The sequence below is a fragment of the Fundidesulfovibrio magnetotacticus genome (assembly GCF_013019105.1).
Lineage (GTDB): Bacteria > Desulfobacterota > Desulfovibrionia > Desulfovibrionales > Desulfovibrionaceae > Fundidesulfovibrio > Fundidesulfovibrio magnetotacticus.
Genome location: NZ_BLTE01000022.1, coordinates 1 through 24,557, shown reverse-complemented (window position 1 = coordinate 24,557; position 24,557 = coordinate 1). Strand labels below are relative to the sequence as shown.

Here is a 24,557-nt window from a genome sequence, read left to right as displayed (position 1 = left end):
ATGAAAATCCTCAAGGAAGCGCACCACAGCCCCATGTTCCTGCCCACGGCCCTGGCCGGCAGGATGCGCCTGGTCTGCACGGTCATGGTCTACTTCGGCTTCGACGACCCCGAAGCCCCCCTGCCCGACCGCGAGATGTGGCCCGAGGTGATGAAGCTCCTGCCCAAGCCCCCCGTGCTCGACGTGGGCCTGCCCAAGCCGCGCGCCGAGGTGCTGGCCGCTGGCAAGTGCTTCGCCCCGGGCGGCAAGCCCCGCCTGGCCTCCCAGGTGAGCATCTCCGCGGGCGGCGTGAAGAAGACCCTCGACGTCTTCGGCGACAGGCGCTGGGTCTACACCGGCAACGCCTTGACCGGCGTCACCGACCCCGAGCCCTTCACCGTCATGCCCCTGGAGTGGGAGCGCGCCTACGGCGGCAAGGCCGACCCGCGAAACCCCAAAGGCCGGGGCATGCCCCCCGGCAAGCCGGGCGAGAAGCCGGAGAAGCCCGTCTTCCTGCCCAACGTGGAATACCACGGCAAGCTCGTGGGATCGCCCGAGGACGCCCCCGAGCCCGCCTCCTTCCTGCCCCTGGACGTGATGCACCCCGAGCGACAGAAGCGCGCGGGCACCTACGACGACGCCTGGAAGAACGAACGCTGGCCCTACTACCCCGACGACCTCGACCCCGACTTCTTCCAGCAGGCTCCCCCCGACCAGTGGAACCAGTCCTTCTTCCGGGGCGGCGAGGCCGTGGAGATCGTGAACATGCACCCCGAGCGACAGCTCGTCTCCTTCCGGCTGCCCCAGTTCAAGCCCCGGCTCTTCCTCACGCGCAAGGAGGCCCCCAAGGCCCCGCCCGAGAAGGACACCTTCGAGGAAGTGGCCCTGAACATGGACACCGTGTGGCTCTTCCCCGAGGTGTTGCGCGGCGTGGCCGTCTGGCGCGGCGTCTTCCGCACCGAACGCGACGACATGGCCGACCTGCGCTACGTCTACCTGGCCACCGAGGCCGCCGGAACAGCCCCCCAGACCCTGGAGCACTACCTGGAGGCCCAGAACAGGCGCGTCGCGGCCATGAAGCCCGTGGCCCCCGTGATCCCCGACGCCAACCAGAAGGTGAACCGCGAGCTGCTCAAGTTCGGACGCGTCAAGAAGGACATCGAGCGCATCAAGGCCCAGGCCAAGGGCCAGACCCCCGTCATGCCCCGCGAGCCCGCCGAGATGGCCGCCGTGAACCGCAAGGTGGTGGACCAGGGCCTGGCCACCCTGGACAAGATGGAAGCCATGGCCAGGGACATGCAGGACAAGTTCGGCTGGCGCGCCGTGCTGGACCCCGCCTCCTTCGCGCCCAGGCGCGCCCAGCTCCTGGAGACGGCACAGAAGATCGACCAGTCCCTGGCCAAGGCCGCCCAGACCAAGGCATCGCTCACGGCCATGAAGGCCGACATGAAAAAGGAGATGGGCGAGACCATGAAGGCCAGGATCGCCCCCGAGCACCTGGCCAAGGCGGGCATCGACCCGGACAACCTCCTGCCCGACCCCGACGACGGGCTTGGCCCCTGGCACCGCATGGCCTTCCCCTTCGCCGTGCAGGCCCGGCGTTCCCTGGAGGGGGAACCGGCCCTCATGGCCCGCCTGGAGTCCGCCGGGTTCAAGACGCCCACCCTCTCGCGCGCCTGGCTGGGCTACAACGCGGCCCCCCTGGCCCAGGAGGGCGCGGACTGGGGCCTGCCCCCCGGCCCCTTCACCATCCCCCGGGGCCTGGTGCTGCCGCGCTTCGAGGGCCGCAAGCTCACGCGCCTGTTCGTTCTGCCGGACTGGCCCGAGGCGGGCGCGCCCCTCTGGCAGGGGACGCCGGTCCCCGGCTCGGCCGAGGGAGCGCTCTGGCTGCCCGGCCCCGACGAGGTGGCCCCCGTGGCGGTGGCCGCCTCGGAGCCCGAGGCCCTGCTCCTGGAGCAGGAGGTGGGCGACGTCTGCCACGTGCTGGCCCTGGCCGACCCCAAGATCGCCCCGCCCAAGGAGGCCGCCAAGGCCCTCAAGGACGCGCCCAACGTGCTGGTGACCGCGCCCAAGGACGCCCAGGAACGCCTGGCCCCGGCCGCGCCCTGGCTGCCCCTCTCGGACAAGGCCGCCTGGCTGCCCCTGCCCCAGGGGAAGGACTGCCTGGAGGCCCGCCTCCAGAAGGCCGACCTGCGCGAGTGGGTCTTCGACGCCCTGCCCCCGGCGGCCATCGGCATCCCCGAGGACGACCCCGTGCCCGCCTTCGGCCCGGCCCCGCCCAAAAAGCGCCCGGCCATCCCGGACATCGCCGGGCTCATCCAGGCGGCCCACGCCGAGATCAAGGCCTTCCACGAGGCCAGGTTCGACGGCTTCAAGGCCACCATGAAGGACGTGGAGAACCAGGCGCGCGAGGCCATGGCCAAGCACGGCAAGGACTTCGACCAGGTGATGGCCGAGGCCAAGGCCGCACCGCGCAAGCCCTTCGACCAGCTGGGCGAGGAGATGGCCGCCCAGATGGAATCCAAGCGCGACGCCCTCAAGGCCCAGGGGCTGCTGACCCCGGACAAGGAGGCCGACATCACCAAGGCGGCGGCCCAGGCCCGCCAGCTGGGGGCCGACTCCGAGGCCCGCTGGCAGGCCGGCCAGCAGAAGCTTGCCGAGGCCAAGGCCAAGATCGAGGCCGCCAAAAAGGCCCAGGGCCAGGGCGTGCCCGAGGACATGAAGGCCCGCTTCAAGGAGGCGGGCATGGACCTGGACGCCATGCGCCCGCGCACCCGCGAAGAGGTGGTCGAGATGCACGCCGGGGGCCGCTCCCTGGCCCAGTCCATCCTGGCCGGGGTGGACCTCTCGGGCCTGGACCTCGCCGGGGCCGACTTCACGGCCTGCCGCCTCACGGAGACGAAGTTCGTCGGGGCCAGGCTCGACGGCTGCACCTTCGCGCGCTCCATGGCCCAGAACGCCGACTTCTCCGGTGCCAGCCTCAAGGGGGCGCGTTTCAACCAGGCCATGCTCACGCGCACCAGCTTCGCCAAGTCCAACCTCTCGGGGGCGGACTTCCACCAGGCCAGCTTCGCCCAGGCCGACCTCTCCGGGGCCGACCTCTCCGGGGCCGACCTGCGCCTGGCCTCCCTGAGCAAGGCCAACCTCACCGGGGCCGTGTTCTCCGGGGCCAGGCTCAAGCTCATGGCCGTGCAGGAGTGCGAAGCCAAGAACGCCTCCTTCCGCGAAGCCGACATGGAACGCGTGCTCATCCGCAAGACGGGCCTGGACGGCGCGGACTTCTCCGACGCGGACCTGAAAAGCACCCAGCTCCAGCAGTGCAAGGGCCAGGGCGTGCGCTTCTCCAGGACGCGCTTCACCAAGGGCGCGCTGGCCCAGAACGAGATGCCCGGGGCCGACTTCACCGGGGCCCAGGCCACGCACCTTTCGGTGCGCGAATGCCAGATGCCGGGGGCGGACTTCCGCAAGGGCAGCTTCACGGCCTGCCGCGTGGAGAACTCCGAGCTGCCCGGGGCGCGCCTGCGCGGCGTCTCGGCCCGGGGCACGTCGTTCCCCGGCTCCAACCTGGAAGGGGCTGACCTCTCCGGGTCGGACTTCCTCTTCGGCTCCTTCGCCAAGGCGCGCATCGTGGCCGCGGACCTGCGCGGCGCAAGCTGCTTCGGCGTGGACTTCCACAAGGCCGTGGTGGGCAAGACCCGCTTCGACGGAACCAACCTGACCATGACGGCCCTGCACGGCAAGGCCGATCTCCTGGAGTAGCCATGACCAGACAGGACATCCTCGACGCGGCCCGGGACCGCAGGCCCGTCATCGGGCAGGACCTCTCGGGACTGGACCTCTCCGGCGCGGACCTCACCCACATCCGCTTCGAGCGGGTGAACTTCAAGGGCGCGAACCTCTCCGGCGCCGTGGTGAACCAGGCGGGCTTCCGCAAGTGCGACTTCACCGGAGCGGCCCTGGACGGCTGCGATCTGACCAAGATGGACCTGGCGGGCACGAGCTTCGCCGGGGCCAGCCTGAAAAACATCACCACCAAGATGACGCTCCTGGGCCGCTGCGACTTCACCGGGGCCGACCTCTCCGGGGCCTTGGTGCACTGGTCCGTGGCGGACAACGCCAAGTTCGCGGGGGCCAGGCTCGCCGGAGCCAGGCTCGACAAGCTCACCCTGCGCGCCTCGGACTTCTCCCAGGCCGATCTCACCGGCGCGGCCCTGCACAAGGCCGTGTTCACGGGCTGCAACTTCAAGGGCGTGGTGCTCAAGGACGTGAGCTTCGAGAAGGCGCTCTTCTCCGGGTGCGACCTCTCCGGGCAGGACCTCTCGGGGCTTGCGCTCACCCAGGTGAACTTCTCGGGCTCCAACCTGGCGGGCGTTAAGCTCGCCCGCGCGCGCATCGCCTACAGCCTCTTCGCCAAGGCCAACCTGGAGGGGGCGGACCTCTCCGGGGCCAGGGGCTCCAAGTGCATGTACCTTGGGGCCGTGCTCAAGGGGGCCAGGCTGACCGGGGGCGTCTTCGACAACTCGGTCTTCTCCGAGGCCGACCTGGGCGCGGCGGACTTCTCCGGGGCCAACCTCTTCCGTTGCCAGTTCAAGAAGGCCCGGTGCCGGGGGGTCAAGTTCGTCGGGTGCGACCTGCGCCACGCCGACTTCTCCCACGCGGACTGCACCGCCGCCGATTTCACGCGCGCCGACATGACCATGGCCTGCTTCCACGGCATGAACGACGAGCACGCCGTCTACGAACTCACCCAGCGCGCGCTCGTGCGCTCCCCCAACCAGGAAATGGCCCAGGCCGAGGCGTTCCGCCCGGTCCAGGCCTAGGAGGTTCCGCCGATGTTCGCACTCACCCTCGGCGCCGGAGTGGACATGGCCTTCCCCGACGTGTGCCTCACACCCGTGGTGGTCCCCGTGCCCGTGCCCTACCCCAACATCGCGGAGACCATCACCACCCAACCCGCGGCCGACAACATCACCATCGACTGCATGCCCGTGATCAACCAGATGTCCATGGGCCTGGTGAGCGAGGGCGACGAGCCGGGCGTGCTCCTGGGCGTGGTCTCCCACCTGGAGAGCGGCCAGGCCGACTACACCCTGGGCTGCATCACCATCTTCATGGACGCCGCGCCCTGCCAGCGCCTCACCAGCCTCACGCGGCAGAACTGCCTGGTGGAGCTGCCCAACGCCGTGGGCATGACCATCGCCCCCAGCCAGGTGACCGTGCTCACCCTGGGCTAGCAGCCTGATAAATCCGCGCTGGCTGCGTTGCAGGGAATAACCCGAACCCTCACGTATGAGAAATACGCTTCGGGCTTGGCTTTTTCCCTGCGCCTTGCCAGCGGGCTGTTCGGGCGGGATGGCATGGGTCGGCTGTTTCGGCGGCGTGTCCGGCCCGCTTCCCGCCCGCCCACGGCGGCGTGGCGGGGGGCTCGCGGACATCGAGCCGCGCTGCTGGCGCGGCGCTTCCCTGCATTACGATCATCACCGACCACAAATCCCTTCCAGCATGGTCGAGATAACGCCCGACAGACAACATTACTGTGTGCCACATTACAATGAAGCAACAACCTCTTGCGACGCAAATTGAGTTCAGGCATACTTATTTGCAGTGAGTGGGGGCTCACAACACGCGGATTGCGACAGGCAAACCGCCGGTCCGTGACGGCCTGGCGTGAGTGGCATTGCTTGCGCCTCGCATCCGCGTCAAGGAAGCAGCCGCCATGCGTAACGCCCCTTTCGACGAGGTCTCAGCCAGGGCCATTCCCGATCGTGACGTTCACCATCCTCCCCTGCGGCTGATCCAGCGCCGCGTCCGCGCGGGCGCCCCCCCGCTCCCTGTTCCTCTCACGCTTCCGGTCCTGGCCTTGCTGACCCTGCTCGCGGCGCTCGCCTGGCCGGAGCGGGTCGGCCTTGCGGCCAATTCCCCCCCAAGGGACGAGCCTGCCCCCACGGCGTGGGAGGTGGAGCTGCTCGCCGCGGGCTACCAGGGGATGGCCCTGGGCGGGCTGATCCTGGCGCTGGCCGCCTTCGGGCTCGGCGCGCTTCAAGGACGGCGCAAGGCCGTGGCCGAGGCCGTCCATGAACAGGCCCGCTTCGAGGCCGTTTTCCGCTGCGCGGGCGCGGGCATCGCCCTGGCCGACACCCAGGCGCGCTACCTCTCGGTGAACCCCGCCTTCACGAGCATGCTCGGCTACGACTCCGAAGACCTGCGCGGACGCCCCTGGGACGCCCTGGCCCCGCCCGACGCCTCCCCGGCCCGCGCCCGCATGCTGGCGGAGCTGCTGGAGGGCAAGCGCGAGGCCTATTCCCTGCGCAGCCGCCTCGTGGGCAAGGACGGCGGCACGGTCTGGGCCGACCTCACCGTCACCTGCGTGCGCGGCCCCGACGCCCGGGCCTCGCTGGTGATCGCCATGCTGCGCGACGCCACCCTGGAAGTGCGCCTGGAGGAGTCCCTGCGGGCCTCCACCAAGGCCGCCCAGGCCGCCAGCCAGGCCAAGAGTTCCTTCCTGGCCAACATGAGCCACGAAATCCGCACGCCCACCAGCGGCATGCTGGGCATGCTGAACCTCCTGCGCGATTCGCCCCTGGACGCGGAACAGCGCAAGCTCCTGGACATGGCCGCCGAATCGGGCGTGAACCTGCTGCGCGTTCTCAACGAAATCCTGGACCTCTCGCGCATCGAGGCGGGCTACATGGTGCTGTGCGCCGAGTCCGTGGACAGCCGGGGGCTCCTGGCCAACCTGCAGGCCGTGTTCACGCCCGAGGCGCGGTCCAAGGGCCTGGAACTCGCCCTGGACGTGGCCCCGGACATGCCCGCCTGGTTCGCGGGCGACACGGTGCGCGTGCGCCAGGTGCTCTTCAACCTGGTGGGCAACGCCCTCAAGTTCACCGACGCGGGGGGCGTGCGCGTGCGCGCCGCGCTGGAGCGCGGGGACGGCGGGCCCCGGCTGGTCTTCACGGTGGAGGATACGGGCATCGGCATCGAGCCCGAACGCATCCCCGACCTCTTCCGGCCCTTCATCCAGGCCGACGCCTCCCATTCCCGCAAGCACCAGGGCGCGGGCCTGGGCCTGGCCATCGTCAAGGGGCTGGTGGAGCGCATGGGCGGCCGGATCGACCTGACGAGCGCCCTCGGCAGGGGCACGACCGTGCGCGTCGCCCTGCCCTACCGGGAGGCCAGCCCCTCGCAAGGGAGGCACGACGAAGCGGACCGCGCCTGGGAGACCCTGCAGACGCCCCCCCTGCGCATCCTGCTGGCCGAAGACGAGCGGATCATCCGCCTGGCCACCAGCCGTCAGCTGGAACGCTGGGGCCATGGCGTGGCCTGCGCGGACAACGGGTTGCAGGCCCTGGAACTTCTGGAGCGCGCCGAATTCGACTGCGTGCTCCTGGACATCCAGATGCCGCTCATGGACGGCTACGAGACCGCCGCGCGCATCCGCGCCCTGGAATCCGGGGCGCGCAACCGCGACGTGCCCGTGGTGGCCCTCACGGCCCACGCCATGAAGGGCTACCGGGAGCAGGTGCTGGCGGCGGGCATGGACGACTACCTGAGCAAGCCCATCGACCTCTCGCGCCTGCGCGTGGCGCTGGCCAAGGCCTCGCGGGGCAGAAGGGCCTTCCTGCCCGGCGAGGCCGTCCGGCAGGGGCACGGTGCGTGAGACGGCGCGGCGTGACGCCGTCCACGGAGGACTTTCCCCGAGGGACGGCTCGCGACCGGCGGGGACATCGACCGGAACTACACGTTGACGCATGCCGACCACGTACAGTAATCTTTTGCAGAAATGCATCGCCAGATTTAACCATCTGTAATGGCGCTCATCATGACATTTCGCACCACGGCATCAATTCTAGCCATGGCAGCATTCGTGCTGCTGCACGCGAACTGCGTGTTGTGCCAAGCCACACTCCCCGAAGAATACCTCAAAAAGCCCACACCTCAACAGCCTGCCGCCGCGCAAGGTGTGAAGCATCGCATAGCCCGCGAACCATCCTCGGATGAATCCGGCGGACGGTTCACGGTCTCAGCTGACAACATCCTCCACGATGCGCGAACAGGTCTCCAATGGACTGCCGGACAGGACGTGGACACCTCCTGGGGCAGCGCCTGTGCCTGGGCTACGGGATTGAACCTCGATGGCGGCGGCTGGTCCCTGCCGACCAGGGAACAACTCAGGACATTGGCCGCGCTCGGAATGGCCTCGGCCAAGATGCCCCAGCCACGCACGCCTCTCTTCGGCTGGGCCAGCCAGGGAAAGATCGCCTGGACGCGGGAATCGCACCAAGATGCGACCGTCTACGCCATCAACCTGGCCAGCCCCGACGAAGCTCTGGCCAGACAGGAGAACGCATCGAAGGATTTCCGCGCCCTGGCGGTTCGGGCGGCAGGCAGCCAACCGCCTTCTCCCACAGGCCCGGCCGCAACATCCGCACAGGCGCAATGCACACCCGACAAAGGCCTCGAAACGGCGGTTTCCATCGGTCAGATCAGGTTTTCCGCGTCGGGGCGCGCAACGGCCGACACGCGCAATCGCTTCTACAAGGACCAATTCCGCACGGGTGAGACACGTTTCATCATCGCTGAAGCCCAGGTCATCCCGGCGCAGGGAGCGCGATTCGGCCTCCCGCTCGTACTGACGTTCGTCTGCGCCCAGGAAGACGGCTCCTACAAGGCAACGGCAACCGTGAACAATCCTCTCCCTCCCTCAGCGGTGTACATGTCTCAAGCATTCGGGAGCGACCAGCCGGGCCGTTGGCAACAAGGAATATACAGAGTCACTGTTTTCAACGGGAACAAGGAACTCGCCAGCGCCTCGTTCACCGTCCGCTGAATCGCCGCTCCAAATCTTCACCTCTGTCGCACCCTGGCGGCACGGTGACAACTTCCCGGACAGCATCGGGCCGACGACAACGATTTCAGCGTCCGGCCTTCGCAAGCACTCCGCCGAGCGAACCAGCCCCTAGGCGGCGGAGCCGACAGCCTTCCGACCCCGGGCATCTTCAGCGTCCCGTGCTGGTGGGGGTGGGGGGCGTCTCCTTGGCCTTTTTGGCCACGTCGCTGGCCGGTTGCACGGCGGGGGGAAGGGGGCTTTTGGTCGCGTCGGGGGAGACGCGCGGCGTGCCCTGGGGCGTTTGGGTCTTCGCTTCGGCCGCTGGGTCGGCGGCCGGAGCGCCGGGATCGACCACCGGAGCCTCCTGGATGGCCAGCTGGTCCAGGGGCGAAATCTGGTCCAGGGGCATGTCGCACAGGGGCACGGGGCTGGGCAGCTCGTCGGTGACCAGGGCCTTGGCCCAGAGCAGGTCCGGGTCGTCCAGGCGGGCCTCGTCGTGCAGCTCCCAGAGCCCGGAGTAGAAAAGCTGGGCCGTCTGGCCCAGGAAGTCCGGCCGGTACTGGAGCACCATGAAGGGCTGGCCCGGATTGAGGCCCACGGAGACCCCCGCGCGGTTCACGCAGGTGGAGGGGTCGGTGCGCGTGCGCACCTTGGCCATGTCGAAATAGCCCCGCGCCTCCACCACCTTGCGCCCGGTCACGTCGTAGGACACCGACCACGTGATGTTGGAGAAGTAGAAATAGCGCTCCATGGCCTGCTTCACCGTGAGGGTGGTGTCGAAGGGGAAGCGGGCGCTCTGCACCAGCTGGATGTCGTTTTTCGGCATGGCGCGGACCGGTCCGCAGGCCAGGGCCAGCGCCAGGATGTTGAGCAGGGCCAGAGCGGCCGCAGGGAAAAGCCTCATGGCGCGCCTCCCGCGTCGGGGCGTCGCGCGCCCGCGTAGGTTCTTGTCCAGTAGGGGTCCGCGAGGCTGGAGACGGCCACGCCCCCGGCCGGGCGCGAGCTGTGGATGAAGCGCCCGTCGGCCAGGTAGATGCCCACGTGGTCCACCCGGCCCTCCCGGCCGAAGAACACCAGGTCGCCCTGGCGAAGCGCCTTGGGGTCCACGGCGCGGCCCTGGCGGAACTGCTCCCCGGAGGTGCGCGGAAGGGCGTGGCCCGCCTGGGCGTAGCTCCAGCTGGTGAAGCCCGAGCAGTCGAACCCGGAGGGTCCCGCGCCGCCGTACACGTAGCCCCGCCCGGCCTGGGAGAAGGCGGCCCGGGTCAGGCGGGAATGGAAAGGGTCGCCGGGGCCGCGCAGGCCTAGCGCCTCCCCGCGCAGGGCCGCGAGATAGAACATGGCGTCGCGCGCGGCGTCCTGCCGGACCGGACCGGCCTGGGACGTGCGCCCGGCCATGCCCGCGCCCAGCGACGCGAACGCCAGCGCCGCCAGCGCCAGAACGGCCAGTGTCCACTTGGCCCCGGTGGTCATGCGCAGTCCCCCTTGAATCCTGTTGTCCTTGCCGTGCCCCTTGGCTATAGCCTTCATTGAGGCCAAGGAAAACCCACGTCAAGAACCTTCCAGCAAAGGCCGGACCATGAACAAGACCATCTGGGTGACCATCCTGGAACAGGACGAAGCCAAGGGGCGCGCGCTCTTCGAGGCGATCCACCGCTACGGCCTGGGCGTCAACGGGCATTTCTGGGTGGACGACCTGGAAAAGATGCAGTGGGCGGGCGCGTTTTCCGAAATCTCCAAGCCCGAAACGGCCGTGTGGCTCATCCGGGGACAGCTGGCCTCGTTCCAGGACGAAACCAAGCGCTACGGCCTCTCCATGCTGGCGGCCATGGTCCAGGCCATGAAGGGCCACGGATTTCCCGTGATGGTGCTCTGCGACGGCGGCGAACTGGACCCGGCCACGCTGCCCACGCCCCTCAAGGGCGTAGCGCCCGTCAAGGACGACGCCTCGCTCATGGCCAAGCTGGTGGCCAAGGCCAACACCCCCGTCCCCAAGGTGGAACCGGAATACCATCTGGACATCCACCCCCTGCCGGGCCTGGGCCAGTGGTTCGAGGTGGGGCCTGCCAAGGGCCACGCCTGGGCCGGAGCGATCTTCGGGGTGCAGGGAGGCGCGGACGCGGCCGAGGTGGACGCCCACGGCGTGGGGCCGCGCGGCACGGTGCCCGAGAAGGCCGTGCTGGAATACCCCATGAAGGGCGTGAAATTCTCCCTGGGCGAGGCCCAGTTCGATGCCTGGGCCGTGAAGAACGCCCTGGACGACGCCACGTCCTACTACGTGCGCGTGAAGGGCAATCCGCGCGCCGTGGCCTTCGGCTCCTTCCCCGAGGGCGACGAGGCCGAGATGTTCGTGGTGGGGCTCAAATAGCCCAGCCGCTCTCCCCATTACGACAAAAGGCCGTCCCCCGCTCGCGGGGACGGCCGAGGCTGCTGACAAAGTCGGCTTTGCGGTTTTTTCAGCAGCCCTGCGCGAAGCGCAGCCTGGAGCAGGGCGGCTTTGCCGCCCGTAAGCGTATCCCGCAAACCCCGCTTCGGGGTTTTGTCATCAAACTGAGGCCGTCCCCCGCGTGCGGGGGGCGGCCTTTTTCGTGTGGACAGACCCCGTTGACGGGGGGTTCCGGGAGCCGTTTGCGGACGGCACTCAGCCGCGCGCCGGACAGCTCCATGCGCCCGGGCGGCGTCGCCGCCGCTACCAGACGAACGAGAAGCGCAGGCGCTCCCCGCCCATCACCTGGCGCGGCGGGGTGAAGGCGATGTCCAGGGCCAGGCGGCCTTCGCTCTTCTCCCCGGCCTCCACCACCAGGTCGGGCGGCGGCAGCTGGCCGGTCTGGTTGAAAAGGTTCACCAGCGCCCGGGTCACGGCCTGGGCCGGGTCGTACCGGTCTTCCTCGGGGGCCTGGTCGCGGACCTCCAGCAGGTGGCTCACCACGCGCCCGAAGAAAAGCTGGAAGGTGAACGACCCGCCGTCCAGGGCGGTCTGGCGCGGCAGGAAGGCCATGTCCCTGCCCCTTGCGCCCGCCAGGGGCGACACGCCCATCTCCAGGAACTCCGCGATGCGGTTTTCGTCGAAGAGCCCCTCGGTGGCGGCGGGGCCCTCGCCGGAGTCGAACACGCCCAGCTCCTCCAGGGAGATCTCGCGGTAGTCGGTCAGGCGCGAGGGCCAGCCGCAGGCCGCCACGCTCTTGGCCGCCAGGGTCCCCACGGCCCAGGCCGGGGAGAGCCACGGCGCGCCCTGCTCGGTGAAGGCCGCCGGGCGGGCGGGATTCCCCGGCCCGTAGGGCGCGCGCTCCAGGAAGCGGTTGAGCGTGAGCAGCAGGCGCGCGGCCCCCGGGTGCTGGGCAAGCTTGCGGAACTTGGCGAAGCGGGCGTCGGCCAGGGCGGCCTTGAGGTAGCCCAGGCGCGAGAGCTCCCGCCAGGAGCCCACGCCGAAGAATTCCAGGGAGAGGCAGGCCACCGTGGGGGTCAGCAGGGTGTCGGCAAAGGCCAGCACCTGTTCGAGCAGTTCCACGTCGGCCGGGGTGTTGGCGAAGGCGTGGTCCACCAGGGTCAGGTGGGGCGTGTCCTGGACCATCTGGGCCATGAGCCCGCCCAGGGCGTCGGGCAGGGTCTCGGCCTGGGCCGCGCAGAGCTTCAGGCGCACGCGCCCGCCCTCCTTCACCCCGGCCTTGCGCGCCAGGCAGCGCGCGCCGCTCCAGGCGGCCTCCAGGGAGCGCCAGCCCGCGTCGGCGAAGATTGCGGCCAGGGCCCTGGCCAGAAGGGTTCCGGCCTGGGCCTGCCAGTCGGCCAGCCCCTGGCCGCCGCCCGGGGCCTGGGGGGCGTCCTGGGTGGCCACCATGGAGAGCAGGTCGTCCAGGGCCTGGGAATCGGCGGGCGCGGGCCTGGACGGGGCCTGGGCCACGGTGAGGTCCAGAGGCAGAGAGGGCCAGCGGGAGCGGATCTCCCGGGCCGCGTCCTCCGGGGCAGCGCCCGAGGCCCGGGCCTGGCCCAGGTAGGCCTCGCACCCAGCCAGGGCGGCCAGGTAGGGCACGTTCTTCACCAGCCCGTCCGGGCGGAACCCCGCGAAAGAGGTGACGGCCACGTCCAGGCCGCCCTCGGGGCAGACGTCGCGCGGCAGCTCCACCCAAAGCCTGGGGGCCATGGCGGCCAGGGCCTCGTCCAGGGTGTAGATGTCGGCCTCCACCACGCGGGGCCGGTAGCCCGAGGCGGGCACGGGTGCGAAGGGGGCCAGGGCCAGGATGGTGTAGGGGCTCACGGGCGCGGGCATGGCGGCTCCTTGGACGGAACGGATTTCCCCATCCCTAGCAGCTTTGCGCCCGCCTGACCACGCAAAAAGGCCCGGCGCAAGCCCCCCGCCGGGCCTGGCCCGAGGCCTCAGGCCAGCTCGTCCGGATGGGCCGTGAACCACTCCAGGGTGCGCCCCAGGCCTTCCTCGAAAGGTGTGGCGGGGGTGAATCCGGCGGCCAGGGCCAGGGCCGAGGTGTCGGCCAGGGAGTGGCGCAGGTCGCCCGCGCGCTCGGGCAGGCTCTGCACGGGCAGCTCGCGCCCGGTGACGGCCAGGATCATGCGGGCCAGCTCCAGCACGCTGGTGGAGCGCCCGGTGCCCACGTTGAACACCCCCGCGAGCGGACCCCGCTCCCCCGCGAGCCCGGCGGCCAGGAGCACGGCGAGCACGGCGTCGTAGACCCAGACGAAATCGCGCGTCTGGCCGCCGTCGCCGAAAACGGTAAGAGGCTTGTCCGCCAGGGCCATGGCCAGGAAGCGGCGCACCACGCCATCGTAGGGGCCGGGCTTGCCCCGGGCCGGGCCGTAGAGGTTGAAGAAGCGCACGCTGGCCCCGAAGCCGGATTCCGCGATGTGTTTCGAGGCCAGGTATTTGGCCCAGCCGTAGGGGCTTTGGGGCTCCCCGGCCTGGTCTTCGCGCACGGGGCCTTCCACGGGCAGTCCGTATTCGGCGGCGGACCCGGCAAAGACGAAGCCGCCCGCCCCGCTCTCGCGGGCCTGGGCGTGCAGGGCCAGGGTGGCGTCGCGGTTCACGGCCATGGTCTCCTCGGGGTGGTCCATGGACCACGGCACGCTGACCACGGCGGCCATGTGCAGCACGGCGTCGAAGCGCCCGTGGAGCGCGGCGAGCCCGGGCAGCAGGTCCGGCTCCAGGATGGAGCGCTCGTGGAAGGCGAAGGACGGGTTGTCCTGGAAGGGCTCCAGGTTGGAGCGGTAGCCGGAGAAGAAGTTGTCCACGCCCGCCACGAAGGCCCCGGCCCCCAGAAGGGCCTCGCAGAGCTTGGAGCCCACGTTGCCCGCCGCGCCGGTGACGAGGCAGCGTTTTCCTTCGAGAGAGGCCTGGATCATGAAGGGCTCCTTGGGGCGAGTGGTTGGGGGCACACCATAGACCGGCGGGCGCGGCGGGACAACACCTTTCGCCGCCAGCCCCCAGGAGCCCCCCGGGGATTCCCTAGGACGCCAAGGCCCTGCGCCCCGGCGCGACGGCCAGCGCCGGGGCGCCCGCGCCGCCTTTCATCTGGTCGATGAGCCCCTTGAGCACCTGGGCCTGCCGCGCCAGTTCTTCCACGACCTCGGTGGAGCGCTGCATGGCCTGGGAGGTGTCTCCGGAGATCCTGCTGATGTCCTCGATGCTGCGCTTGATCTCCTCGCTGGCGGCGGACTGCTGTTCGCAGGCCGTGGCGATGGAGCGCACCTGATCGAAGGTGTCGTCCACCAGGCGCACGATCTGGCCCAGGGACTCGCCCGATCCGCTGGCCAGGCGCGTGGCCTCGGTGATGGCCCCCACGGCCTGCTCCACGTGGACGTAGTTCTTGCGGGTGCCCTGTTGGATGCCCTGGATGGCGCCGCCCACTTCCTTGGTGGCGGTCATGGTCTTTTCCGCGAGCTTGCGCACCTCGTCGGCCACCACCGCGAAACCCCTGCCGGCCTCTCCGGCGCGCGCGGCCTCGATGGCCGCGTTGAGGGCCAGGAGGTTGGTCTGGTCCGCGATGTCGGAGATCACGTCCAGGACGTTGCCGATGCCCTCGGCCTGCTTACCCAGGATGCCCATGTCTTCCTGGGACTGCTTGGCGTTCACCAGCACCCGGTCGATGAACGTGACCAGCTGGCTCATGACGCGCGCCCCCTCCTCGGCCTGGCTCTTGGCCCGGGTGACGGTTTCGGCGGCGTGGGAGGCGTTCCTGGCCACCTCGAGCACGGTGGCGTTCATCTCCTCCATGGCGGCGGCCGTCTCGGCCACGCGCTGCGACTGTTCACCGGCCCCCTGGCTGGAATGCTCGATCTGCCCTGCCAGGTCTTCCGAGGCGGACGAGACCACCCCCACCACGCCCTCCAGTTGCCCGGCGGCGTGGAGCATGCCCTGTGTCCTGGCCTCCTCGGCCTCGCGCCGGGCCTGGACGCTGACGGTGATGTCGGCAACCAGGGTGATGGCGGCGATGAGCTGCCCGTCGAGATCGTAGATGGGGGCCACGTCCACGCAGCAGACGACGACGTTCCCCTTGCGGGTGGTCATGCTCACGTTGTCCGCGTGCTGGTTCCTCCGGTCCTGGAGCACCCTGCTGGTGATGGTGGAGCGGTTCTTTTCGCCATAGAAGTACTCGCCCACGTCCATGCCGAGATAATCATCCGGCTTGCCGGGGAGCTCCAGCAGATCGAGCATGGCCTGGTTGGTGAAGGTCAGCTTGGTCTGGATATCGCTGATCGCACAGGGCGTGGTGAGGCCGTGGAGCACGCCGGAGGAGAAGCCGAGCTTGTTCTTGAGCTGGCCCACCATCTCGCGCAGGTTGTCGGCCATGCGCCCCAGCTCGTCCCGGCTGCGCACTTCGAGCGCGTGGCCGTAGTCGCCCTGGGTGATTCTTGCGGCGAATTCGCCCACCTGGGCCATGGGGGAGGTGATGGAACGCGTCACCAGAAGCCCCAGCAGAAGCGCCGCCAGCACCACCGCGGCGCACACGGAGAGCACGATAGTCCGGGAGCGTTCGAGGTCGGCGGAAAGTTCGACCTTTTTCTGCTGCGCGTCCTGGCGCACCAGGACGAGGATTTCCTCGAGCAGGGGATAGAGCTGGGCGTCCACCGCCTCGATCTCGTTGACCGTGACCTGGGACGCCTGGCGCAGCTTGTCCGTCTTGGTGGGGTCGGCCTCGTATTCCTTCACGAGCCCCAACACCTTGCCCGTGAGTTCCCGTCCAAGGACCAGCCGCTCCTTGAGCTGGGCGAAGAGGCGCTTCTGAGCCTCGGAGGTCATGATTTTCTCCACGTCCTCCTGGGCCTTGCGGTAGTCTTTGCGGGCCCTGTCGATCTCCTCGTAGAGGGTGGCGCGCTGCTGTGGAGTGAGGGCGTCGGAGAACAGGGTGCGCGTGACGCTGACTGTGCGCTTCATGTGGTAGCGCATGTCTCCCACGGCCATGGCCAGGGGCATGTCGTAGGAGACGGCCTGACTGAACGCCCCCATCCCCGTGTCTGCGGCCTTGAGCCCGAGATACCCCAGGACAAACGCGAAGACCGCCACCGTGGCGAAACCGAGAAGCAGGCGAACCCTTATGGACAGCTGAAACATGGACCGGCTCACTTTGTTGCAGTTCAGGCATTTCGCGCCAGATCGACGCGGAGCGTTCTCAGCGAACACCACTCTAATATACTATAAAATATCAAACAGAGGAATGTATCGCAAGAAATAACCAACACATCTTCATTACAAACCTGAAAAGACCAACAAAAAAGTCAAACCTCGGGATCATCTTCGCGCCAAAACATCATGATCATTCGCGTCTCGCATAACAACGCCCGTCTGAATGGATGGAGCGCCTCATCCAGCACTATCCAGACTTCAACCGTCTAGATTTCATGATCTGGTGTTGCGACAACACAACCCGTCCATCCGGATGCCCAGGACAAACAGCAAAAACTCTTGAATAATAACATGAAAAACATCTTCATGTTATTCAAAATCGCGACCCTAAGGAAAATGCGCCCGCAGAAGCGCCATGAGTCGGGGGCGGCGGAGGTAGGGCCTGATCCAGGCGGCCGACAGCGCGGCCGAGCCCTCCACCCACCGGGGCGGACGCCTGGGGGCCACGCCCAACCCCAGGGAGAAGAGCCAGGCCCGCAACGCGTCCAGCGGTCCCAAACGTCGCAGGAGCGGACGCTGGGGCGCATCCTCACCCGGCAGCGAGTCCACGGCCCGGGCCATGGCGTTCTCCGGCTCCACCAGAAAGCGGCGCAGGGATTCGCGCGCCGTTTCCTCCAGGGCGGGCAGGGTTTCGCCGCTCCAGCCGCTGCCCGCCAGGGTGTCGGCGAAGGCCAGGCAGGTTTCGCGAATCTCCCGGGTGTGCTCCATGCCTGCCGGAGGCGGCCCCAGGGAAGGTTCCACGCGCCCGGCGCGCTCCGAGTACCCCAGCACGCGCCCGTGGGAGGCCCGCGAGAAGGCCCGCTCCATGAGCGGCACGTTGCGGAAGAGCACCGCCTCCAGGGAGCCGGGCAGCGCGCGCGCCGCGCGCTCCATGAACAAGGCGTGGTGCGCCCCGGCCTCCATGCGCCCCATGCGCCCCGAGCACAGCCCGAAATACCAGCCCTCCACCTCCACGCCGCGCCCGGCCAGCACGGCCCGCAAGGCGCGCTGCGTGGAGAGCGTCCAGCCCATGTCGGCCACGGCCAGCACGCCCTCCTCCAGGCAGCCCTCCTGTTCCAGATGGCGCAGCAGACGCCCCGAAGCCTCCGAGGCGCGGCGCGTAAGCAGTTCGCGCGCGGCCGGGGCGTCCAGGAGTTCCCAGAGGGCGTCCAGGCCCGCATCGTCCAGGGGTTTGTCGGAATAGAGCGCGGGCATGCTCCGGCCCGAGACGCGCAGCAGCTCCTCGGGCGTCAGCGAGAGCCGCGCCAGGAGTTGCACCGCCCCGGCCCCCTCGTTCCCGGCGGCCAGCCAGTCCAAATCCTTGCGTGCGAGCCCGGCCAGGAGCGGCCCGCTCCAGGCGGCCAGTGAGCCCATGAGGTAGCGCGGCTCGGGGCCGCCGCAGGCCCGGTGCAGACGTTGGGCCAGCAGGCAGGGCAGTTCGCCCTCCCGGGCCAGGAAGTAGAGCCGCTTCGCCCCCCGCTCCCCGGCTCCGGCCAGGGCCCAGGCCGCGAAGGCCGTGAGCGCCGGGGCGGCCACCGAGGCCGCGAAGGCACGCGTGTCGGCCAGCGCGGCGGACGGCTCCCCGCGCAGCCGAGCCAGACGCGCGCAGGCCATCACCCGGGAGGCCTCCGGAGCGCTGGCCCGATGCAGCGTGAGCAGGTGCTCCTCGTGGGTGGTGAAGCGCGCCTGGGTGAAGGGCGACACGCGGATGCCCATGCGCTTGGGGGCGCGCGCGTCGCCCAGGGGATCGGAGCCGGTGTGGCTGAGCTGCCCGGGCTCCAGGGCTTCGGCGGCCAGCACGTGGTTGTAGAGCGAGCCCGTGATCTTGCGCTTGCCCAGGTCCCCCGCGCAGTAGACCTCGCCCGCGAAGCCGTGGGACTCCAGGAGTCTTCGCAGCGAGGCCCCGGGCAGGATGGAGTCGGTGACGTAGGCCACCCGCTCGCCCCGTCGGACGTGGCCCCGCACGCGCTCCAGCACGGCGGGCACGGGGCGTGCTCCGCTCAGGGAAAGCTCCAGCTCCGAAGCGTAGAGGGCCTCGGGGTCCAGGCTCCAGGGATTGGAGGCCGGAAAGCGCTCGTAGACCGCGCCCAGCCCGGCGGCCTCCAGGCCGGGGCCGTCGCGCGCCTCCTCCTCGGCGCGCAGGCGCAGGCGCACGAATTCGTGGAGGTCCTCCCGGCCGGCGTCGCCCGGCAGGACCCGTCCGGCCAGGGCGAAGAGCTGGTCCAGGGGCCGGGCGTGCAGGCGCACGAGACAGCAGTCGAACACGGCGAAGGAATGAACGAGGGCGGCCATGACCACCGATACCAAAGAAAGGGATGCAGCGGCAACGTCTCCGTGACGGGCCGTGAGCGGACCCCGGTCAGTAGCGCAGGCGGACCTCGGCCCTGGCGTCGGGCTGGCCCTTCACTTTCGGCGGCGACTGGGCTTCGGTGTTCACGGCGTAGAGCCTGTCGCCGGGGAGCTTGGCCGCCTTGGCCAGGAAGGCCATCACGGCCGACCGACGCTGCCGGGCCAGGTTGTCCAGGTCGGCCGGTCCGGGCTCGGGGGTGGGCTGGGGCGCGTCCGCCGACGAGGGTTCGGGCCTGGACCGGGCCTTGGCCAGCGCGGGCGGGTCGGCCACGGGGTCGGCCCAGGCCGATATTTCCAGGCTGAGCTTTGGCCGCGCGGCCACGGCCGCGCCCAGGGCGTCGAGGGTCTTGCGGGCCTCGGGGGTCAGCTCGGCCGACCCCGGCTCGAAGCCCAGACGCACAACCTCCCCCGACCCCTGGCCCACGTTGAGGAAGGCCAGGGGCGAAAACATGATGCGCGCGAAGGCCCCGGCCGTGGCCGTGGAGATCACGTCGCGCAGGTCGGCCTTGGCCGCGTCGGGCTTGCCGGACACCGGGATGTCCAGGTCGATGACGCCCTTGGCGTTGGTGAGCAGGCTCACGGCCAGGTCCAGGGGCACGTCCCCGCCGCCCGGCACGGGGGCCTTGCGCCCCAATTGGATGCCCGAGGCCACGATGTTGTTCTTCATGTCGACAGACCCCACGTCCAGGCGGCAGTCGGTCTTCAGCCAGAGTTTGCCCCGGGCCACCGGGAAGCCGGTGTAGCGCCGGACCAGGGGGGAGAGTTCGGAGAGGTCCAGGTTCTCCAGAGCGGCCTTGATGTCCGCACGCGGCCCCTGGGGGGTGAGTGCGGCCTGTCCGGCCAACCACCCCCAGCCCCACTCGCCTGCCTTGAGCTTCAGGTCGAGCCGGGCCGGGGACGCGCTCGAGAGGTCCAGCACGGTGGCCTCCACGGCCGACAGCTCAAGGGGCAGGGGGGGATCGGTCATGCCAGCGCTCAGGACCACGCGGCCCGCGCGCACCTCCAGGCGGCCCACGCCCCACTCGGGCGCGGGGCCGGACGCGGGGGCGCTCGCCGTGGACGTCCCCCGGCCCAGGGAGGCCGCCACGGGCGGGACGGGCCTGCCCTCCTTGTCCAGGGACAGGGCCAGGAAGGGCTCGTCCAGGGCCAGCGAGGCCAGGCGGACGCGCAAGGGGGCCAGCTCGAACTCCGCACCCTTGACGGCCAGGCGCGACAGGGCCAGCCAGGGTTCCGTGTCCCCCGGCCTGGCGAGCTTGAGGCCCGAGAGCCCCGCCTCGCCCTTGAAGGAGGCCTTGGGCTGCGCGCCCGAGAGGTCCACGTTGGCCTCCCCGGAGAGGGACGCCCGGCCGGCCTGCACTGCGACCGGCAGGCCCTGGGCCGTCTGTCCGGCCGCCACGGCGGCCGCGTCGGCCAGGGGCAGGTCCGTGAGAGAGACCGTGAGCCGCGCCGAGGGGGCCATGGGGCGCGCCTCGCCCGAGAGGGAGAAGGCCGCCTGGCGCTGGAGCCGCCCCTTGGCCGCGAAAACCAGAGGGGCGTCGCGGCCGGGAGCGAAGCCCTGCGCGGAGAGTTCATCCAGGTCGGCCCGCAGGGCGGTCTTGTGGGAGGGATCGCGGTAGTCCACCGAGAAGTTCTCCAGGCGGACCTGGTCCAGGCGGATGTCCATGGACGGCCCATCTCCCCCCCCCGGACCTGTCCCCTGGGTCCTGGCCGGACCGGCCAGGGCCTCCAGGGCCGGGAATCCGCCGCGCTCGTCGCGCGAGAGGGCCGCCCCTCCCCCCGAGAGGCGCACCTGCCCCACCCTGAGGCGGCCCAGGGACGCGTCCAGCATCGCCCCGGACACGGCCAGGGACTGGGCCGCCAGGAGCGGCTGGGCCTGGCCCTCGGCCACGACCTTGAGGTCCTTGACCGCGGCTTCGGCGTTGAGGCCCCCGGCCACGGCGTCCCCTGTCCCTTTGAGCCGCAACGCGGCCTTGGCCGAGGCCGTGCCCGCGAGCGTGAGCTTCGGCAGCAGACGCTTCAGGGAGGGAAGCGGGTTGCCCAGGTCCAGGCCGTCCAGGGAGGCTTCCGCCGTGAGGTCCAGGGGGGAGTAGCCTCCCTTGGCCGAGAGGGCCATGCGCCGGAACCGGTCGCCCGCGGCCTCGGCCGTAAGCTCCGCGAAGTTCCCGGCCGACGAGTCCAGGCCCTCGAGGCGGGCCTTCACGCCCGTGAGGGCCACGTCCAGGCCCAGGCCCTCGTCGCGCAGCCACACGGACCCGTCCGAGACCACGGCCTCGCCCACGCGCACCGCCGGGGGCGGTCCCCCCTCGGCCTGGTCTTCCACGGCGGGGTCGAAGAGCCCGGCCAGGTCCACGCCTCCGGCCGCGTCGCGGGTCAGGCGCAGCTCGGGGGCGCGCACTTCCAGGCGGTCCACGCGCACGCCGCCGTCTGCGAAGTCCAGGGTCCAGCCCTGGGCCTCCACGCTCTCGGCCGAGGCCACGCGGCGGCCCTCCAGGTCCAGGGCCAGGCCCGAGATCCGGCCGTCGGCCTCCAGGCGGGGCGCGGCAAGCCCTCCGGACGGTCCGGGCAGCAGGAGCCGGGCCGTGAACCCGGCCTCTGCCATCACGGCGTCCAGGGGCTTCTTGAGGGGCAGCAGGTAGGGAGTGTAGCGTTTGAGTTCCAGGTCCGAGGCGTCCAGGCGCGCCTGGAGTTCCGGGACCGGGCCGGAGAGGTCGGCGCTAACGGTGAGGGTGAGGCGCGAGCGGTTGAGTTCGGCGCGCGTGCTGAAGAGCTCCATGGGGCCGGACTGGTCGCTTGAGAGGGACTCGATGTCCAGGCTCAGGTTGGTCAGTTCCTGCAGTTCGCCGTTCTGGCGGTCGTCGAAGACCACGGAGCCCCCGGACACCCGGATGTCCTCGAGGCGGAAGCGCACGCCGGGGGGAACCAGCTCCAGGCTGCGCCGCCGGCGCGTCCCCTGGCTTCCCGGCGCGGGGAGCAGGTCGGAGACGTTGAGGCTGCCGTCGGCCTCGCGCACCAGACGCAGAGAGGGCTTGTCCAGGTGGAAGCGACGCAGCGCGGCCCGGCCTGAGGCCAGGTCCAGGGGGTCCAGGTCCAGCTCCAGGCGCTCGAAGGAGGCAAGGACGCCTCCGTCGCGCGCGGTCACGGAAAAACCCCGGGCGCGCAGGGCGAAGCGGAAGGGATCGAAGGCGAGCTCCTCCAGCCTCACGGACCGCCCCAGGGCCGCGGAGGCCTCCAGGGCCAGCCAGCGCTTGGCCAGGGCAGGTGCAGCCACCCCCGAGACCAGGAGCCACAGGAGCGCGCCGTGCGCCGCCCAGAGCGCCGCCGCGCAGGCCAGCCTGGCCGCTCCGCCCGGCCCGGCGGTCGCCAGGGCCCGCGGCAGGCCCGCCAGCCACGCGCGGATCCGGGCGAGGGTTTCGAGGAATTCCGGGGTGAAGGGCATGGGTCCTTGCTAGCACGCTTCCCGCTCCGCCGGAATCCCCCTCCGGGGATTCTTGCGTTTTCGCTGTCCTGAAGGCAGTATCCCGCCATGGAAACAGCGGAAATCGTCGTGGTGGGGGCCGGAATCATCGGCCTGACACTGGCCAGGGAACTGGTGGCGCGCGGGGCACGCGTGCTGGTGCTGGAAAAAGAAGGAGCCCCTGGGCGTCACGCCTCGGGCCGCAACTCCGGGGTGCTCCACGCGGGCATCTACTACGCCCCCGGCAGCGCCCGCGCACGTAGCTGCCTGGCCGGAAACCGGCTCATGCGCGCCTACTGCCGCGAGCGAGGCCTCCCGCTTGAGGAGTCCGGCAAGGTGATCGTGACGAAATGCCATGAGGAGCTGCCCCGCCTGCACGCCCTCTTCGAGCGCGCCCAGAGCGCCGGGGCGTCCGTGAGCCTGGTGGACGAGTCCGAACTGCGCGAGATAGAGCCCCATGCCCGCACCGTGGGCCGGGCCATCCATTCGCCGCTCACGGCCGTGGTGGACCCCAAGGCCGTGCTGGCGGGGCTGCGCGACGACCTGCGCCAGTCCCGGCGCGCTGAAATCCGCTTCAATGTGCGCGTGCACGGCCCGTCCGGCCCCGGATCACTGGATACCAGCGCCGGACGCCTGGCCTACGGGGCCATGGCCAACGCCTCCGGGGCCCACGCGGACCGGCTGGCCCACGCCTTCGGCAAGGGCCTGCGCTACATGCTCGTCCCCTTCAAGGGGCTCTACCGCAAGCTGAGGCCCCAGGCCGCCCATCTGGTGCGCGGCAGCGTCTACCCCGTGCCGGACCCGGCAACGCCCTTTCTGGGGGTGCACTTCACGCGCTCGGTGTACGGGGAGGTCTACCTTGGCCCCACGGCCATCCCGGCCCTGGGGCGCGAGAACTACGGGCTCCTGAAGGGCCTGGACGCCGAGGCCCCGTCCATCCTCTGGCGCGACGCCATGCTCTTCGCGTCGAGCCCGGTGTTTCGCCGCGTGGCCCTGAGCGAGCCGCGCAAATACCTTTTCAAGCACTTCTTCGCCGACGCGGCCCGCCTTGTGGACGCCCTGGACCCCGCCGACGTGCTCCCGAGCCCCAAGGCCGGCATCAGGCCCCAGCTGGTGGACGTGGAACAAAACGCCATGGTCATGGACTTCGTCACCGAGACGGGTCCTGCCGAACTGCACGTGCTCAACGCCATCTCCCCGGCCTTCACGGCCTCCATGGCCATGGCCCCGGGCCTGGCGGACTCGGTGCTGGGCCTCTCGGGGTCGGCCGGGGCCTGACGTTGCGTTCTCATGGTCCGTCCATGTGGATTGTCGCGATAAGCAGCTAAAACTATTTATTTTCATTTTGAAAAACATCTTCATGTTTTTCAAAATGGCGACACGAGGCCCGGATCGCGCCCGGGGCCTCCCGGACGCGCCTCCGCCAGGGTGCGGCGCGTCACGGGCCGGAACAATCATGAGAGCGCCCCGGCGCGTTCCTTCAGGAACGTGCCGGGGCGCTCCGTTCGCGCGGGCCCACGAACCCGCCCCGCGCCCTGCCGGTCCGGGGCCGAACCCTGCGGGCATGGTCCCGGACAGCCTCTTCCGAGGCTTCAAATCCTCGAAGCTAGAACGCCAGGATCGCCTCCTTCCTGCCCGGGGCCAGGTGTCCCTGGGCGGTCATGTAGTCCAGGGCGCGGACGGTCCTGGGGTCGTCGCCGCGCACGGTGGTGGCCGCGCGCCACTGCTCCCAGAAGAGGCCCACGTTGGGGTCGGAGGCTTCCAGGCTCTTGAGCAGCACCAGCTCGGCCTCGGTGAAACGGGCCAGGAAGTCCAGACGGGTAAGCTCCGCCAGGGCCTGGGGGTCTGGCGCGAAGCCGCCCCCCCCGGACGCGGCCTCGAAATCGAGGCACTCCTGCCACGTCTTCGGGCCGCTGACGACGCGGCCGTCGCTCGCCACGAAGGTTGGGTAACGGGAGAACGCCGGGCACGCGGCCACGGCCTTGGCCTGGTCGGAGACGATGCGCACGGCCTGGCCGCCGGTCTCCACGGTCACGTCGTCGCTTTCAGGTTCGGCCACGCCGAGCGCGGCCAGGAAGTCGCGGGAATCCGCGTCGTAGGGCGAGTGCAAAAGGGTCAGCATGGTCTAGCTCCATCCCATTTCGGTAAAGGTTTTCGACACGACGGCCCCGGCCCCGCCAGCTCCTCCATTGGCAGCAGTGGTCCCCGTTGCCACACCTCCAGCACCACCAGCCGCTGTTGCGTTAACAGCGTGTTGAAAAACTCCGCAAGGTGACCGAGAATCCAGCCATCGAGAGGTTGGAGGTGATGTGATGGGCCTTGGCCGTCAGAGTGACCAGCAA

General features: G+C 70.1%; 15 protein-coding genes. 7 read left to right on the top strand and 8 right to left on the bottom strand.

Annotated elements, in window-relative coordinates:
* From NNJEOMEG_RS18250 to NNJEOMEG_RS18230, 5 genes are all read left to right on the top strand, one after another.
* Positions 1-3,738 carry a DUF2169 family type VI secretion system accessory protein gene (locus tag NNJEOMEG_RS18250; RefSeq protein ID WP_173086908.1) on the top strand — a complete coding sequence of 1,246 codons (3,738 nt, stop codon included), beginning with the start codon at positions 1-3 and terminating at the stop codon, positions 3,736-3,738.
* A 2-nt stretch (positions 3,739-3,740) separates the two neighbouring features.
* Entirely contained in the window at positions 3,741-4,799 is a 1,059-nt protein-coding gene (locus NNJEOMEG_RS18245) for a pentapeptide repeat-containing protein (RefSeq protein WP_173086907.1), read from the top strand.
* Between the two features lie 12 nt (positions 4,800-4,811).
* Complete coding sequence (locus tag NNJEOMEG_RS18240) at positions 4,812-5,213, top strand: DUF4150 domain-containing protein (protein ID WP_173086906.1); 402 nt, start codon at positions 4,812-4,814, stop codon at positions 5,211-5,213.
* Positions 5,214-5,695: 482 nt separating this feature from the next.
* Positions 5,696-7,636: a hybrid sensor histidine kinase/response regulator gene (locus NNJEOMEG_RS18235; protein WP_173086905.1), complete on the top strand. Its 1,941-nt coding sequence runs from the start codon at positions 5,696-5,698 to the stop codon at positions 7,634-7,636.
* Positions 7,637-7,798: 162 nt separating this feature from the next.
* Complete coding sequence (locus NNJEOMEG_RS18230) at positions 7,799-8,806, top strand: Lcl C-terminal domain-containing protein (protein ID WP_173086904.1); 1,008 nt, start codon at positions 7,799-7,801, stop codon at positions 8,804-8,806.
* A 169-nt stretch (positions 8,807-8,975) separates the two neighbouring features.
* On the opposite strand, the gene NNJEOMEG_RS18225 is transcribed toward NNJEOMEG_RS18230, so the two are convergent.
* The gene (locus NNJEOMEG_RS18225; RefSeq protein WP_173086903.1) at positions 8,976-9,710 is read right to left on the bottom strand and encodes a hypothetical protein; all 735 of its coding nucleotides are present in this window, start codon (positions 9,708-9,710) and stop codon (positions 8,976-8,978) included.
* The gene (locus NNJEOMEG_RS18220; RefSeq protein ID WP_173086902.1) at positions 9,707-10,276 is read right to left on the bottom strand and encodes a C40 family peptidase; all 570 of its coding nucleotides are present in this window, start codon (positions 10,274-10,276) and stop codon (positions 9,707-9,709) included. Before NNJEOMEG_RS18220 ends, NNJEOMEG_RS18225 begins: the two co-directional genes overlap by 4 nt.
* Positions 10,277-10,382: 106 nt before the next feature.
* Between NNJEOMEG_RS18220 and NNJEOMEG_RS18215 the strand changes: the two genes are divergently transcribed.
* A complete protein-coding gene (locus NNJEOMEG_RS18215; protein ID WP_173086901.1) occupies positions 10,383-11,171 on the top strand; it encodes a hypothetical protein in 789 nt (262 codons plus the stop codon).
* Positions 11,172-11,492: 321 nt separating this feature from the next.
* Here the strand turns inward: NNJEOMEG_RS18215 and NNJEOMEG_RS21065 are convergent, their stop codons facing one another.
* From NNJEOMEG_RS21065 to NNJEOMEG_RS21060, 5 genes are all read right to left on the bottom strand, one after another.
* A complete protein-coding gene (locus NNJEOMEG_RS21065) occupies positions 11,493-13,067 on the bottom strand; it encodes a type VI secretion system contractile sheath domain-containing protein (protein ID WP_173086900.1) in 1,575 nt (524 codons plus the stop codon).
* Positions 13,068-13,174: 107 nt separating this feature from the next.
* Positions 13,175-14,152: an NAD-dependent epimerase/dehydratase family protein gene (locus NNJEOMEG_RS18205; protein WP_173086899.1), complete on the bottom strand. Its 978-nt coding sequence runs from the start codon at positions 14,150-14,152 to the stop codon at positions 13,175-13,177.
* A 103-nt stretch (positions 14,153-14,255) separates the two neighbouring features.
* On the bottom strand, positions 14,256-16,361 hold the full coding sequence (locus NNJEOMEG_RS18200; protein WP_173086898.1) for a methyl-accepting chemotaxis protein: 2,106 nt from the start codon (positions 16,359-16,361) through the stop codon (positions 14,256-14,258).
* Positions 16,362-16,760: 399 nt separating this feature from the next.
* Entirely contained in the window at positions 16,761-18,704 is a 1,944-nt protein-coding gene (locus NNJEOMEG_RS18195) for a hypothetical protein (protein ID WP_173086897.1), read from the bottom strand.
* A 67-nt stretch (positions 18,705-18,771) separates the two neighbouring features.
* The gene (locus NNJEOMEG_RS21060; protein ID WP_173086896.1) at positions 18,772-22,197 is read right to left on the bottom strand and encodes a DUF748 domain-containing protein; all 3,426 of its coding nucleotides are present in this window, start codon (positions 22,195-22,197) and stop codon (positions 18,772-18,774) included.
* An 87-nt stretch (positions 22,198-22,284) separates the two neighbouring features.
* Here NNJEOMEG_RS21060 and lhgD point away from each other — a divergent pair, with 87 nt between their 5' ends.
* Complete coding sequence (gene lhgD, locus NNJEOMEG_RS18185; protein WP_173086895.1) at positions 22,285-23,493, top strand: L-2-hydroxyglutarate dehydrogenase; 1,209 nt, start codon at positions 22,285-22,287, stop codon at positions 23,491-23,493.
* A gap of 328 nt (positions 23,494-23,821) precedes the next feature.
* Here the strand turns inward: lhgD and NNJEOMEG_RS18180 are convergent, their stop codons facing one another.
* On the bottom strand, positions 23,822-24,337 hold the full coding sequence (locus tag NNJEOMEG_RS18180) for a hypothetical protein (protein WP_173086894.1): 516 nt from the start codon (positions 24,335-24,337) through the stop codon (positions 23,822-23,824).
* Positions 24,338-24,557: the final 220 nt, after the last annotated feature.

Coding starts and splice junctions, on each gene's coding strand:
- NNJEOMEG_RS18250 (WP_173086908.1), top strand. CDS start 1: ATGAAAATCCTCAAGGAAGCGCACCACAGCCCCATGTTCCTGCCCACG.
- NNJEOMEG_RS18245 (WP_173086907.1), top strand. CDS start 3,741: ATGACCAGACAGGACATCCTCGACGCGGCCCGGGACCGCAGGCCCGTC.
- NNJEOMEG_RS18240 (WP_173086906.1), top strand. CDS start 4,812: ATGTTCGCACTCACCCTCGGCGCCGGAGTGGACATGGCCTTCCCCGAC.
- NNJEOMEG_RS18235 (WP_173086905.1), top strand. CDS start 5,696: ATGCGTAACGCCCCTTTCGACGAGGTCTCAGCCAGGGCCATTCCCGAT.
- NNJEOMEG_RS18230 (WP_173086904.1), top strand. CDS start 7,799: ATGACATTTCGCACCACGGCATCAATTCTAGCCATGGCAGCATTCGTG.
- NNJEOMEG_RS18225 (WP_173086903.1), bottom strand. CDS start 9,710: ATGAGGCTTTTCCCTGCGGCCGCTCTGGCCCTGCTCAACATCCTGGCG.
- NNJEOMEG_RS18220 (WP_173086902.1), bottom strand. CDS start 10,276: ATGACCACCGGGGCCAAGTGGACACTGGCCGTTCTGGCGCTGGCGGCG.
- NNJEOMEG_RS18215 (WP_173086901.1), top strand. CDS start 10,383: ATGAACAAGACCATCTGGGTGACCATCCTGGAACAGGACGAAGCCAAG.
- NNJEOMEG_RS21065 (WP_173086900.1), bottom strand. CDS start 13,067: ATGCCCGCGCCCGTGAGCCCCTACACCATCCTGGCCCTGGCCCCCTTC.
- NNJEOMEG_RS18205 (WP_173086899.1), bottom strand. CDS start 14,152: ATGATCCAGGCCTCTCTCGAAGGAAAACGCTGCCTCGTCACCGGCGCG.
- NNJEOMEG_RS18200 (WP_173086898.1), bottom strand. CDS start 16,361: ATGTTTCAGCTGTCCATAAGGGTTCGCCTGCTTCTCGGTTTCGCCACG.
- NNJEOMEG_RS18195 (WP_173086897.1), bottom strand. CDS start 18,704: ATGGCCGCCCTCGTTCATTCCTTCGCCGTGTTCGACTGCTGTCTCGTG.
- NNJEOMEG_RS21060 (WP_173086896.1), bottom strand. CDS start 22,197: ATGCCCTTCACCCCGGAATTCCTCGAAACCCTCGCCCGGATCCGCGCG.
- lhgD (WP_173086895.1), top strand. CDS start 22,285: ATGGAAACAGCGGAAATCGTCGTGGTGGGGGCCGGAATCATCGGCCTG.
- NNJEOMEG_RS18180 (WP_173086894.1), bottom strand. CDS start 24,337: ATGCTGACCCTTTTGCACTCGCCCTACGACGCGGATTCCCGCGACTTC.